The sequence below is a fragment of the Pseudomonas yangonensis genome, from assembly GCF_009932725.1.
Lineage (GTDB): Bacteria > Pseudomonadota > Gammaproteobacteria > Pseudomonadales > Pseudomonadaceae > Aquipseudomonas > Aquipseudomonas yangonensis.
This window is the reverse complement of the sequence record NZ_BLJU01000028.1, coordinates 1-13,608: the sequence shown is the minus strand read 5'-3', so window position 1 is coordinate 13,608 and position 13,608 is coordinate 1. Positions and strand designations below refer to the sequence as shown.

At 56.1% G+C, this 13,608-nt stretch carries 7 protein-coding genes; 5 read left to right on the top strand and 2 right to left on the bottom strand.

Translation table 11 applies throughout. The features are described from left to right. The first annotated feature begins 86 nt into the window (after positions 1-86). Genes GYB81_RS22700 through GYB81_RS22685 form a run of 4 tightly spaced genes read left to right on the top strand, consistent with a single transcriptional unit; the run spans position 87 to position 5,327 of the window. Positions 87-1,217, top strand: coding sequence for a tyrosine-type recombinase/integrase (locus GYB81_RS22700; protein ID WP_009681710.1), 1,131 nt, complete (start codon positions 87-89; stop codon positions 1,215-1,217). Continuing rightward, positions 1,214-2,905: a tyrosine-type recombinase/integrase gene (locus tag GYB81_RS22695; protein ID WP_009681709.1), complete on the top strand. Its 1,692-nt coding sequence runs from the start codon at positions 1,214-1,216 to the stop codon at positions 2,903-2,905. The genes GYB81_RS22700 and GYB81_RS22695 overlap by 4 nt, the downstream gene beginning before the upstream one ends. Continuing rightward, complete coding sequence (locus tag GYB81_RS22690; RefSeq protein WP_009681708.1) at positions 2,902-4,815, top strand: site-specific integrase; 1,914 nt, start codon at positions 2,902-2,904, stop codon at positions 4,813-4,815. The genes GYB81_RS22695 and GYB81_RS22690 overlap by 4 nt, the downstream gene beginning before the upstream one ends. Then, the gene (locus GYB81_RS22685) at positions 4,812-5,327 is read left to right on the top strand and encodes a hypothetical protein (RefSeq protein WP_009681707.1); all 516 of its coding nucleotides are present in this window, start codon (positions 4,812-4,814) and stop codon (positions 5,325-5,327) included. Before GYB81_RS22690 ends, GYB81_RS22685 begins: the two co-directional genes overlap by 4 nt. 500 nt (positions 5,328-5,827) lie before the next feature. Here GYB81_RS22685 and GYB81_RS22680 read toward each other — a convergent pair whose 3' ends face one another. Continuing rightward, entirely contained in the window at positions 5,828-7,384 is a 1,557-nt protein-coding gene (locus GYB81_RS22680; protein WP_009681706.1) for a hypothetical protein, read from the bottom strand. Beyond that, positions 7,377-12,335: an AAA domain-containing protein gene (locus GYB81_RS22675; RefSeq protein ID WP_009681705.1), complete on the bottom strand. Its 4,959-nt coding sequence runs from the start codon at positions 12,333-12,335 to the stop codon at positions 7,377-7,379. Before GYB81_RS22675 ends, GYB81_RS22680 begins: the two co-directional genes overlap by 8 nt. Positions 12,336-13,032: 697 nt before the next feature. Between GYB81_RS22675 and GYB81_RS22670 the strand changes: the two genes are divergently transcribed. Further along, the gene (locus tag GYB81_RS22670) at positions 13,033-13,452 is read left to right on the top strand and encodes a hypothetical protein (protein WP_009681704.1); all 420 of its coding nucleotides are present in this window, start codon (positions 13,033-13,035) and stop codon (positions 13,450-13,452) included. Positions 13,453-13,608: the final 156 nt, after the last annotated feature.

The following is a 13,608-nucleotide window of genomic DNA, read 5'->3' as shown; positions in this document are numbered from 1 at the left end:
TGTTCTACTAGCATCAAGGTGTTGCTGACAAATATCCTTAAGAATCAGCACACTACCATCATGGTGTTGCTAGAAGGGAAAGGCCTATGCGGGTGTTCTACACGGATGAGAGTTTCGAGCTGAATGGCGTGCCCTTGCCAGGGATTCCGTTCCTGGCCAATGCCGGTGCAGAGCTGATCGAGTCGGCCAATCGTTACCTTTTCCACATCGCGGTCGTGCGAGGGCGCACTCGCTCTCCCGCCACCTGGCGAACCTACGCAGACCACCTCTACGAGTTTTTCTCCTTCCTCGAAGAGAACGCTTTGTTCTGGACTCGGGTGAACCAGGAGCACATTGCGGTCTGGCGCAACTCGATGCTGGATCGTGGCCTGTCCCGCTCCACGATCAACAAGCGCCTTTCGACCACCAGTGCGTTTTACACTTGGTGCGCTCGCCAGGGCTTGGCCGAACAGCTGCCATTCGAAACTCAGGATGTGCTTGTGTCAAAACCCAAGGGGTTCTTGGCCCACGTCGATGCTTCAGGGAATCGCCTGCAGGCCAATGAGTTGACCTTGCGTACTCAGCAGCAACTCCCCAAGTTTCTGAGCATCCCGGAGGCCGTCCAGTTTATCGGGGCGCTGTCGCCTCGCAGGACGCAACTGGTGGCCTACCTGATGTTGCTATGTGGTCTGCGTCGTGAGGAGGCCTGCGCGCTCGATGTTCGGGTTCTGCCGACGCCGGCCGGACATTCCCCAAGTAAGGCCATCAAGATGACGCTCGATCCGAGTCTTACGCCGACTAAGGGCTCCAAGGAGCGCTGGGTGATGGTGCCATACGACTTGGCGGGCCATCTGTTCGACTACATGATGCGGGATCGACCGAAACTAGCCGGCATGTACCACAAGCGCCATGGCGCGGAGACAACCAGGCTCTTCCTGACCCGTGATGGCGCTGAGTTGTCGCTGGATGGCTTGGATGTGACCTTTCAACGAGCCTCGGCCAAGTCTGGGGTGAAGTGCACGCCTCATCGTCTCCGACACACCTTCGGCACCTACGAATTTTTGCGCATGTCCGAGCGGCGCGGCACGGATGGCGCGTTGCACTGGGTACGGGATCGTCTGGGCCATTCGAGCATCACCACCACCGAGGTTTACGTGCATGCGGCGGACCTGCTGAAACATGATGAGGTGGACGGTTACGTTGAAGAGGTCCTGCAGCGCGTAGGGAGTCGTTCATGATTGGCAGGAAGCGGGTCGTTCGGAAAGTCGAGTCCATCACACTGGATGGCACTGTTGTCGATTTGCCGCCGTCATGGTGCTTCACCATCAGCTGTCAGCACCATGGTGAAATCCGCTTCGATTTCGATCCATGGTGCCGGCGTGATCGCGATGACCTGGTGATGCATGTACGGGATGCCGTGTGGTCGCTGCGGCATGAGCTGGTGGGAATCACCCTGCAGGGGATATTTCAGCAACTCGCCACTTACTTCTTGCCATTCTTGGATGACCTTGAGAAGAGTGGCTGCGTTGTCAGCCGCTTGAGCCAGATTGACGAGAAGGTGGTCAGAGATTTCCTGGCGTGGCTCGAGCGACGCATCGCCGGCGGGGGGCGGCGGACCGGTCAACCGCTGTCACTCTCGGCGAAGAAAAACGCCTATTCTGCGCTGAAGACAGTGCTGACCAACCGAATGAAAAAGACGCCGGAGTCGGTCAGCACTCAGTTGAGGTTCCCCAAGTCGCCGTTCCCCAATATCAATCGGTTGGTGCCGAAGCGCGCGTCCTACAGCAAGGGCGAGCAGAACAGGATCATTGCGGCGTGCAACCAAGACTTGAAGCGGATTCACAATGAAAGGGGCGAAGACTCATTGTCTCCGGCCCAGGTTTTGGCGGTGCACCTGATCGTTTTGGCATTGGCCACCGGCCGGAACTTTCAAGGCCTGCTTGAGCTGCGACGAGATAGCCTAAAACCCCATCCGCTCAAGGATCGGGAAGTTCTCATCACTGAAAAACGCCGCGGCGGTTCCACGCAGGCCGCATCATACCGGGCGCAGGCTGCCGACCAGGGGGCTGAGCAAGAGCAGATACTCACGATTCCCACCACCGTGGGCAACCACTTCCGGTGGCTGGCTGAATTCACCCGCTCACTGAGCGACGAAGCGCGCGCCGAGGATCGCGACGTCGTATTCCTGTGGCAGGTGCCCCATACCGGGCGCCACCCAAGATCCACCCGTCAGGGGCGGGTTAACCGCTTCACCCAAGTGGATGCCCGAAACGCCATCGCGGATTTCGTGGCACGACATGAACTGGTGGATGACCGTGGGGAGCGCCTTCTCTTCAGCGTCGCTCGTTGTCGCCCGACCTTCGGCACCAACCTGTATGCCCGAACACGAGATATTCGCAAAGTCCAACTCGCACTGGGCCATGCATCCGCCGAGACCACCGCACGCCACTATGTGTCGTTACCGGCAGTTGCTGAGCGGGATCATGTCTTTGTGGGTCAAGCGATGGTGGGCTGGATCACTTCCGCGGATGAGACAAAAGCCACGGCACTGGCCGCCGATGGCAGGATTCCGCTGCAGAACGTGCACGAACTCCTGAGCGGCGGATACAACACCGTCGTTGCTCGCTGCAAGAATCCCTTTCGCGAGGGAGGAGAGGTTTGCGGCAAGTACATGGTCTGCTTCAGATGCCCGCAGATGGTGGTTTTCGAGGACGATCTCTGGAAGATGTTCAGCTTCTACAACAAGCTGCTTGCCGAAAGAAACAAGATCGCCCCGCATCACTGGGTCAAGACATACGGCTGGGTCATCAAGACCATCGACAACGACATAGCAACGCAATTTCCGGCTGACCTGGTCGAGGCAGCAAAGAGCAAGGCCAGGCTGACACCTCATCCCGCCTGGGCGGTCTCTGGAGCCGCATTATGATCCCGCTGCCGCTTGACGTTACTCGCCTGGCAGATCTGACTTTCCTGCAAAAAGCACGTTTGCCTGTCTCGGCCGCCGTCGATACGGCAGGCTCGCCGGTGGTAATCAGCCGGTACGAAGATGACGTCTGGAATTTCTGGCCGTACATCTCAAGGGAGAATGCCAAGGACGGTGAAAAGCGGATCATCTGGGGTATCGCGCTGCCGGACGGTTCAAGGCTGACCGACGAGGCGCATCGCAGCTTGTTGGCCTCGGCCAAGGATTTCATTTGGTCGCTTCATGTCGATCCCATCGAGGGCGGGAAGCGCCTGGGGCTGAAGACACTGATCTCCCTGATGGGCAACCTAGCGTTTCTGCTGCGTTGGATGGTCAGTCAAGGCATCACCAGGTTTGCCCAGTTGGATGGCAGAACCCTGGAGTACGTAGTGGCAGCCAAGGATGGAAAGTCCGCCAAAAGTACCGTGATGAAGAGGTTGCTCCTGGTCGAGAAGTTGTATGCGCAGGTGGGGAAGATCGATGACTACCTGCCATCTCATCCCTGGCCATTTGAAAGTGCTGCCCTGCTGGCCGGCATGGACCAACGCATGGCCCACCGAGTGCCGAAAACGCCGGTGATTCCCGAGTCGGTGTTCGTACCGCTTGCTCAGAAAGCCATTGAGTACGTTGAGCAGCGTGCGCCGGCGATCTTGGTCGTTCAGGCCGAGGCGGAGCAGGCCATGGCGGCAGCCGAGGCGCGTGGCGTGAAAGGGCATGCCTATCGACAGGTCTTTGGTACGGAAGTGGCCAGGGCACACGGCTATGCAGGGCTCAGAGAACTGCATGCCGAAATGGCGCTACTCAGGACGGCCAGCTACATCTGCATCAACATGTTCTCCGGCCTGCGCAACTCCGAAATGATGTCCTTGGAGTCCGGGTGCATCTCAAGGGAGCCCGGAATCGATGGCAGCTACGAGTGCATCTGGTTGCATGGCACGATCTACAAGACCGGCGAGCGACCACACAAATGGCTAGTGCCGCCGATCGTGGTGCAAGCGGTCGATCTCGCCGAGCGCATGATCGAGCCTTTCCAATCGATGCTCCGGGACGAAGAGCGGAAGCTTCGCAAGCTGGAAACCATCGAGTCGAAGCATGCAAAGCGCTTGGCGGAAATATCCAGGAGCAAGAACAAGCTGTTCTTGGCGACGCACTATAGCCAGCAGGGACCGGTGGCCGTGATGCCGGGCGGCGCCGCCGTCAACAGGTGGCTGAAGGACTTCTGCCGGCATTTCCAGATCCGAGCCGACAACGGCGAAGTGTGGGACCTGGCTTCCCACCAGTTCCGGCGCACGTTCGCCTACAACTATGCTCGTTCGGAGCTGGGGGATCTGCTGTACCTAAAAGAGCACTATGGGCACTGGAGCCTCGACATGACCATGTTGTATGCCGACGGCGGGGCCGACGAGTACCAGATCGATAACGGTCTGCTGGACGACGTGGTGCGCGCTAAACAGGAACGCCAAGCGGAGATACTGGCCGGTTACCTCGACTCCGATACCCCCTTGGCCAAAGGTGAGGATTGGCTGGGCACGTGGCGCCCCATGGTTCGCACCGCCAAGAACAAGGACGAGTTGATTCAGGAGTTGAGCAGCACGATCACCCTCAACGGTACCGGGCATAGTTGGTGCGCCGGTAATGCCAAAGGGGGCAGCTGCGGTGGGCTGTGTCTGTTCGAGGCCGATATGTGCGTCGACTGCAATATGGCGCTGATCGGCCCTGAACACCTTCCTGTTTGGAAAGAAATTGCTGAGCAGCAACTAGTGGTGCTGCAACTACCCGATATGGGCGTACCGGCCAAGAGCCGGGCCAACCGCATTCTGGAGAAAGCGAATCAGGTGATCAGCAAACTCGATGGCAGTAGGTCGGAAGCATGAGCGGCGTGGACGCAGCAGGTAATCCCGAGGCGCTACGGGCGCACAAGGAAGCGTCGCAGCGGCAGACCCGCCAAGAGCTAGAGTTGGCGCTCGCTCGCCTAAGAAATGGCAATCCGCGCCGCGTTAAGCGCGGCGCTGCGATCAGCGCAACGACAGTGGCGAGAGAAGCGGGTATCGATCGCTCCACGCTTTATCGTTTCCACGAGCCCATCCTGACGGCGATCCGCAAGTTCAACGAAACCATGCCGAAGCAGCAACTGGAGGCTAAGCAAGGGGAGCTGGGGGAAGCACAGGCCAAGGCCCGCGAGTATCGGGAGGCACTCGAGGCGGCGCGAGATGAAATTACTGCATGGGCTCGTCAGAACTATTTGCTGACTCACCGCGTACGGGAGCTTGAAGCCACTATCCAGCAGCGCGACAAGCTCATAGCGGACTTGCAGACTAGATTGGCCGTGACTGCGAAGTCGGTTCCGCTGAGGTCGGTCGCCGGGCCCCGCGATCACTCCGAGTGAACCCAGGGCACTGTACTTTAAGACCGCTCTAAGCATTGCTCGCAGCGTTAGGAGTAGGTGTTCCGACTCAACTCTGTGGGTTACTGAGCCCAGATCACTTGCAGAACGCAGGTGGCTCGTCGACTACCAACCTTCTTTGCTTTGCAGGTATTGGATGGAAAACAGCAACGAGCCCGATGGCTCTCCGCTTTGCCGGTGGCGGAGATAGCGTGAGCCGCTCTAGAATGGGTTTTATAGGTCTTTATAGTCGATTATAGAAACCGCTCTGAACGCCTGTTGGCGCTGTCCGCTGGGTAGAGCAACGCGGAGGCCAAAGAGCCCAAGCCCGTCTAACGGCTGTGTAGATGATCGCTCGATCCAGCCGCACCGGCACGGTCACCCGCCTGAATTGGCTGCCCTGGCTTTTGTGGACGGGAATGTCACCGGGGAAGTTCACCAGAACTTGGAGAGTCTCTAGGAAAGCCGGGGCGATTCAGTCCAAGTAACCGTTTTAAGCTCACTTACCACTTTCTGGGCGGCTTTCTAATTGTAAGCTTCACCTGACTAGTCATAGGAAAGCCCAGGCTACTGGATTGAATCAGCTCTAGACGATCCTTTTCCATGTGATTGGTGATGTCCTTCTCCGAATCCTCGCTCCACACAACAAAACCCTCTCCCCGACCGGACAGCCGAGAGTTGAGGAAATTGTCGATGTGGGCAACACGCACAGGATCACGGGTGATGTAGCCAATCGGCACGGTTGCAGCACTATCATCGCTCGGCTGGAAGTGGTACTGCACCACAGCGAGCTGGCCGGGGATCAAGAAGATTTCAAAACGATCCTGAAGATCCGATCCTTCGAACGCGATCCCGTTTGGAATACGGTTATGGTAGGTGCTGCGCAGCTGGCCGAACTCCTTCTTGTCATCGAATGGCAGGATCGCAGTGATCTTGCCTTTGACATGTGGGGCTTCGCTCAGCTTTTCTGCTGTCTTGCGGCAGAAATCGCTCAGCAGCGTTCCATTGGCCGCCCAAAGAGGGACAGAGCTCGACAACCATAGGGCAGAGTGAATCGTACCCTCAGGCCAGTCCTTGGAGAGGTCTTCCAGCATGCGGCCTAGAGTGATTCGGTTGTTGTTGTCATACAAGGGTCCAATCATCGCCCTTGTTTCCTGGTTGCCATACCCGGTTTTGCGATCCTTGTGATCGATCAGCCATGAGTTGATGTCCAACCCTCGATCGTCCAGGTAACGTGCTAGTACCTCGTCTTTGAACTCCTGGCAGTATTCCTGTGGACTCATCCCGTCCTTGGGCATCCTGAGACTGTTGAGGTAGTCGGATATCTTGGCTTCCAGATCCATGCTTAACGGGCGCTGGCGAGTACCCCCGACTTTCTCGGCGACACGTTTGATGATCTCAACATTGCCGGCCTGCGTTGGCAACAAGCCGATTTCCAGATCCACTTGGATATTGACTGGGGCCATCTGGTCACAGGTGCCGACCTTGTAGAGTCGGGTCTTGCGGGTTTCCGACTCGGAGAGTTTCGAGAAATCTAGGAAAGCTCGGTATTGATCGCCGAAGGCATCCGCGACAGCCAGTACAGACCACCCCTTGCTTTCTGGCGGCACAGGGATCTGTGGAAGCCCCCAGCGGGTTCGGTTGTGCTGGCTTGGCGGCATGATCGTCTTGGTGAGCAGCTCGAAGATGGGGCGCTCAATCCTCTCCTCATACTTGGTGAGGCTCGGACTGGCCGATGAACTGCCCTTGGTGCGATCCATAAGCATCGATGACGGCGTCAGATGCCCATCATTGGTGTAGACCGCCAGCTTGTTACGGATGAGCGTCTCGATCAACACGTCACATTCGCGCTTAGACAGGCCGAAATAATCTCGGATCTCGCCAGGCAGCACTTCCTGCAAGGCCAGCAGCAAGCGGCAGGTAAACTCCTCAACCGCAGGAAGGGAAACCTCCTTCGTCCAAGCACAGTTGATCTGGTATTGATACGCCGGCACCAATAGGGAAATGGTGTTGCAGATGCGAAAGCCAGAGGCGTCGGCGGCTTGATATTCATCATTCATTGCGCTGGCCCTCAATCACTGTGGTGCCGTCAACGATTTCGTAATCATCTGGCGAAATGGCGTGCTGCTCGGATACATAGCGAACAACGCTGCCCAACGCGGAAGGTGCGTTCACGCCACTCCACATGCGCTTGGAGCCGATGATCACCAGGCGATCCTTGGCTCGGGACAACGCCACATTGATCCTGGATTGATCTACCAGGAAACCTTGAAGACCCTTGTCATTATTCCTAACTAAGCTGAGGATTAATAAAGCATTCTCGCTGCCCTGATAGGAATCTACAGTATCAATCCTGACGGCATCGCGCAGTGGGGCCGCCCATTCCGCTCGACTCAGTTCCTCTTCGATCAGACGTTTCTGCCCCCGGTACATCGTGATTAAGCCAATCGGCTGTGGGCTCATTGGAGTGCGCTTGGCGTTGAGCTTTTCCATGTGCTCGGGGCGTGCCAGTTGCCGCAGCAGATGCAGGCACACAGCGACCTCATGCTTGTTCACGAACTTGCCTTTCTGAGGCTCGTCTTCATTGACCGCCCGCTCCCCTGTGCCGCTGTCGATCCAGCTGACTGGTTTGTTCAAGGGATAAGGCAATTCCGAGCACCAGGGATCAGCTTTCTTGCGGAAGCTGTACAGCTCGTTGTTATAGAAGCAATGGCTGACGACCTTGCCGATCGGCTCAATCATCCGGTACTGAGTATCCAAGGCAATGCCATTGTTCACGAGAAAGGCGCGCTCAAAATCGGTTTTGAGCACCTCCCGTTCATCAATCTGCAGCTTCCTGGCGACCTCTCGTATATGTTTCTTCTCATACATGGGCGCCAACTGCTTGTGGTCACCCACCAGGAGAACACGGCGACCGCACTGCATAGCGATCATCAATTCCGAAGCTTGTGCTCGCCCTGCTTCATCAACAATGACCCAGTCGAACTCCATCTCCTCAATGTGAATACCGCCCGCCCCGATTCCCACCAGAGTGCCGCACACCAGTTGCGAGGTCTTGACCAGGAACTTGTCATAGTTCGCAGCCCCTGAGCCCAATACGTCAATCCAGTCCTGGCTGATTCCAATCAGATTGTTCAACCGCTGAAGTGCCAGCTGATTGGTGACGCCATGCTGCCGTGCCACCTGAGTGGACAGCTCGCTCCAGAACTCCGGAGCAGCAGGTGATGGTAGATTGAACTCATACTTTCGGCTGTCCATGTGGTGCTGAAGCGACTCCACACAGCTTTTGATCTTGGCGTCATAGCCCATGACCTTGTCGATGCGCGTTTCTTCACTGATTTGGCGCTTGGCGGCAATTTCATCTCTCTGCTTGGTATACGTGCGCACTCGATCAAGAATTGGGCTGATGCTGCGATGCAGTTTGGCCAATTCCTCCACCAGTTCCTGGCTGAGCATCAGGCGGGAGGAAAGCGCATTGATCCGCTTTTCATATTCACGCTGAAACTTGTAGCGAATTTGGCGCTGGATCGAACTGGAATGACACTGGAGCATTTGGTCATCGATAGCCGATTCATGACCCAGGCGAATGACGCTCAAGTCTGTACCAAGCGCTGAACACAGCTCTCGGGCCTTGATCGCCACAGTGTCTACCGAAGCATGCGATTGCCCCACCAGAAGGATATTCCCCGCCAACTCATTTTCGAACAGGTAGTGGATCAGCTTGGTGACAAAAGCGGTCTTGCCAGTGCCTGGCGGGCCCTGGAGGACAGAAATCGGGCCCTCGGAGACGGTTCGCTGGAAGGCCACAATTTGCCGGGGGTTCAGTTGCTCGAATTCAGAGTCGTATCGAGCCCTGATCGCCACTTCTTCTGGAATCTTGCCAATGACTTTCGATTGCTGTGCACCGTCCTGATCAAAATAGGCGGGCAGGTTCGAGATGCGGGATACACCATTCAGCACGCGCTCCATCGCTTTTTTGCGGCGCTCACGTGATGCATTGTTGAGTTTTGACTCAAAAATCAGCTCCGTACCAGGAGTCAGCTTTTGCTTCACGCTGCGAATGCCGGCAGAAAACATGCGCACTGCCAGTCGGGTCGAGCTGCATTCCTCGGCAACCACTTCCCCAAATGGACGACTTTCACCATCTAGGTAGATGCCGATATCACCTGCATCCTCGTTGAAGTCCAGATCCCGGCCATTCTGCGCCACATAGGGGATTAGCAGCGCTCCGGTCTGGCTCTCCTCGAAGGTCGCGTTTTCAATCTCAACCCTCATCAATTGGTCGCCCTCCGTCTCCAGCATGGCCTTCCAAATGGTGAAGGGCCTTACTGTCTGATCGACGAAAGCATCACATTCATCCTCGACAACCTCCTCGCCTTCCACCTCATCAGACTTCTTGAGGAAGCTCTGCACGGGCTCCTGGTTTAACAGGAAGCGGACGAATGCCTCTTCCGTTGCCTTGGTGGAAATACCTTTCTGAATGGCAATAGGTTGGGTGAAGGTAGCCTGAGCTTTATGGCCTGCGGAAATGTAATCGCTGAAGGATACGTCCGACAGCCATGCAGACGACAAGGTCTCTCGCACAGGGTCGAAATTGAAACTAAGTCGCTTATCCTGCGCAGTGATCTTTATGTACAGCTGCTCTGGGTTACGATCAGCACGCTCGACTTGCAGGTAGTACGCCGATTCACCTGCCTGAAGCAGCATTTCTGTAGCAGGCCACTTGAAAACGTCAGCTACGAATTTGAGGGGCTGTATTTCAGGGAGTGAGGGTTTTTTCAGGGCCTCAAGTTCGGCCTTGATGCTTTCATCCAATGGATCGATGGCTACCGGAATGCCGTTAGGCTGCTCCTTGGCCAAGGCAAACTCGATGGCTAGGGCCTTGGGAGCTTCCTCCCCCAGAAGCTCCTCAACGATCTGATAGACCGCATAGCAATCTCGCCCGAAGCTGTCGGTGCTCGCCGGATTGATCGGGCCATACTCAACGTTGTACGGATCTGACGTATCGCCAAAATCCAGGGCGTCAATGAAGATGAGGGACAGTAGCTCATCCGCCTGGCTTGGGCACACCAGAATGTTGCCTGGGTGCAGATCTCCATGTGCGAAATCTCTGCCATGAACATTGATCAGCAGGTTGCACAGCGCCGAGGCCGCCTCTAGCTTTTTTTCAAGAGTGTCCAGACCTGCAATGAAATCTGGCCAGCTTTTGCCCTCCTCAAACCGAGTGACCACAAACAGTCCGTTGCCGCTGGCAAACATGCCATGGCTCAACAGGCTCGGTAATGGTAACTCGTCTTCCAGAGTCTGCTCGATACGCTTACGCATGCGCAGAATTCGGCGATTGATGCCAGGGTTCTTGATGTCTACAACAGCCTTCGGCCAGAATTTGAGAAGTGCCTCTTCGCCTTCAAATACGCACCGATAGACCATCTTCTCAGCTGTCGTCTCAGGGATTACACCCGGTGCTGGAGGGAAGTAACTCATCAGCATGTAAGGGTTCCAGTCGGCCTTGATGAAGTCGCCTTTGGCGATCTCCTGCATGACCTCCTGTGTGTCGTCGTATTGCAGCGGTTTGCCGATTGCCAGGGTGTTTAACTCGGCAAGCATTTCCGAGGCGTTGGCAAAGCGGTTCTCCGGCTCAAGATCCATTGCCTTGGCAAAAAAAGTATTCAACTCGCCATCGAAGGGATCATTGGGTATCGAACGCCAGACGGGAATTCCCTCTTCCAGGACAAACTTGGCGCCATGAAAGCAAATCTTGTGGGCCACAAGGGCCAAGAGGTACACATCCTTCGCAAAAGGGCTGAGGACATCCCCTTCGGCCGCGTAGACATCCTCGGGCAGCAGCGTAGAGCTGCTTTTCAGGCGCTCAGCCAGATCCTTGACTGTGCCCTTGTCAGGAATGAACGCTGCATGAAAGCTTGAGGCCAGCACAATGCGCGAATCCTGTGAGTACCAAAGGTTCTGGGTATCAATATCTCGATGGGCGAAGCCCATGCTGTGCATTTCAGCAAAGGGCGCAAGTAAGGCTTTGGTCAGGTCGAGACGATCATCCACCGACCATTTATGGCCGTGAAGATTGAGATGCTGCTCAAGGCGCAGGGTGTTCTTGCGCAACTCGAACAACTCAACACAGTCGCTTGTGATGTTGTCTTCCACCATGGGAGACAGGGGCCTCAGCAGGAAGTCTTCCAGTGGGCTGTTGGCAGCGCTGGCGGTTCGGAACACAAAGTCCTCGCGGGTAACGATCCGACGCCATGTTTCGTCATCGTGAAACGCCAGGCCCAGTGCTGCCAGATCCCAGCGACGCATCATGGCTTTGCTGATGGGTGGGCCGGCGTTCGTGGCGGGGTACTCACTGAACAGGTGCTGGTCATGCACACGGTCAGGTGCAATGGCTGCCGTGTATTCAAGATATTGAAACTCTGCGAGCTCGACACGACTTCCACGAAAGAAGCTGTCAAAAATGGGCTGGTTCTGGTTCGGACGCGACCTGCCCATCTCATCGAATATGATCATCCTGACTTTCTGAACGTAATCTTCGTAGTGTTTACCGCCGATCTTCAGAAAGTCTTCCAGGGTGTGGACGAACTGACGTTCGTTTTCCGGTAGGTACTCCGGGGTAGCGCTGCCGCAGAGTACGACATGCGCCTCGACATAGGGGCAATACCCCAGCTTGTGTTCAAGTTCAGTCTTTAGGATGGCTGCCAGGCGGTAGCCCTGGTCGCGCTTACGGTGATATGCGCTTTTGCCTCGGTTCTGCTCGCCACGCTTGGTCGTTATGATCCAGTTGCCATCGTAGCTAGTCAGCTTGCCATGCCATTCCTTGAGCTCGACAACCAGCAGCCGGTCATGGGTGACGATAATAAGGTCAAATTCCATCGAGCCTTGCTTGTCGGCCACTAGCACTGAAGCGTAGCCATACCAACTGTCCCGCAGATGCTTCTGCATCTGATCCAGAGCATTTGTCTCGCTTTTGTGCAGCCCATTGCCCCGAACGATGATTTGCATATTGGCTTCCCTACTGCTGACCTGCGAGCGACCTTAAGGCGCTAGAGGCAATAGTGCCTCCATGGCAACCTGCTTGCGTTCGACCACAGCTCCTGCTGGCTTTTGAAACACTCTGTCGGTGTTGGCTTCAGACACTGGCAAAGCCTGTAAGCTTGCCCAGTGCCAAGACTGATACAAATGGAATAGGAAAACAAACGATACAACTGATCAAGTGTCAGCCCAGCCTGCCGAATTGGCGGACAGGCGAGAAAGGCGGCAAGGTTTACCGGGCCTGTCACGCACTCCAACAGGTGATCCGCCGGCTATAAAGCCCGGTAGCTCGCATAGTGGACGGCGCTCGCTGGCTGCCCGAGCTCTGGCCGCGATAGGTGACGTTGAGACTCTGCAAACTATCCTGGGCCAACAACACCTGGATCACAGCAAGCCGTACCTCAGCGTTGATCAAAACACCCTTCGCCGGGCATTCGAGCTGTGCTTGGCGTAGGTTTCGTACCGTTGCGGGCCGGGATTGAGGGTTGAAAACCGCTTGGGTGTGGGAAAATTGCGGCATTGAGTTGGGATTTCGACCAAGTCCGTTATCTTCAGGACATATTTCGTTGTGTGACCTGATGGCGCGAGCAATTAGGGCAGATTATGGCCTTTCGTTTCCGGCGACTCGTGAGACGCTGAACTCATTACGAATACCGAGGAAAGCCCATTGGACTATATCCTTGTCGCCTACGCCTTCCGGGAAGAGCTTGAGAAGCAGAAGGGCTTGGATCAACTCCCGGACCACTTGAAGAAATTTCCATGTGGCTGCTGCGGCGTGGTGTCTGAACTGCTCGGTGACTATTTCAATACGCAGCTTGGGTTGCGGGTTGAGTATGTTTGCGGCGAAAAGGACGGTGGCTCTCATGCCTGGATTGAGTTAGATGGCGTCGTCATTGACATCACCAGCGACCAATTCGAAGGACGCCCGCCGGTGTTCATCGCTGCAAAAGATAGCTGGTACACCTCTTGGGAAGAGGCATCGCGGAATTTTGCAATCCACCATCCAAGTGCCTGGACATATCGCGAAGAGCGCGAAGTGCTTCGAAAGGTGCTCAGTAGTGCCGGGCTTCCCGATCCAGACGTATAAGAAATCCCACCCATAGCAGTTCGCGAAAACCGTAGCGCATGACTTTCCGAATTCAGTGTGCTCCCCTTATGCGCAACGCATGAGGCCGATGCGGTCAGGCTCGCCCCCTACAGGGTAATAGCTGTGTTTTGCGAAACATTTGCAATGTTGGGAGAA

Excerpts from the sequence above, each read along its gene's own strand:
- GYB81_RS22700 (WP_009681710.1), top strand. The coding sequence starts at position 87 with ATGCGGGTGTTCTACACGGATGAGAGTTTCGAGCTGAATGGCGTGCCC.
- GYB81_RS22695 (WP_009681709.1), top strand. The coding sequence starts at position 1,214 with ATGATTGGCAGGAAGCGGGTCGTTCGGAAAGTCGAGTCCATCACACTG.
- GYB81_RS22690 (WP_009681708.1), top strand. The coding sequence starts at position 2,902 with ATGATCCCGCTGCCGCTTGACGTTACTCGCCTGGCAGATCTGACTTTC.
- GYB81_RS22685 (WP_009681707.1), top strand. The coding sequence starts at position 4,812 with ATGAGCGGCGTGGACGCAGCAGGTAATCCCGAGGCGCTACGGGCGCAC.
- GYB81_RS22680 (WP_009681706.1), bottom strand. The coding sequence starts at position 7,384 with ATGAATGATGAATATCAAGCCGCCGACGCCTCTGGCTTTCGCATCTGC.
- GYB81_RS22675 (WP_009681705.1), bottom strand. The coding sequence starts at position 12,335 with ATGCAAATCATCGTTCGGGGCAATGGGCTGCACAAAAGCGAGACAAAT.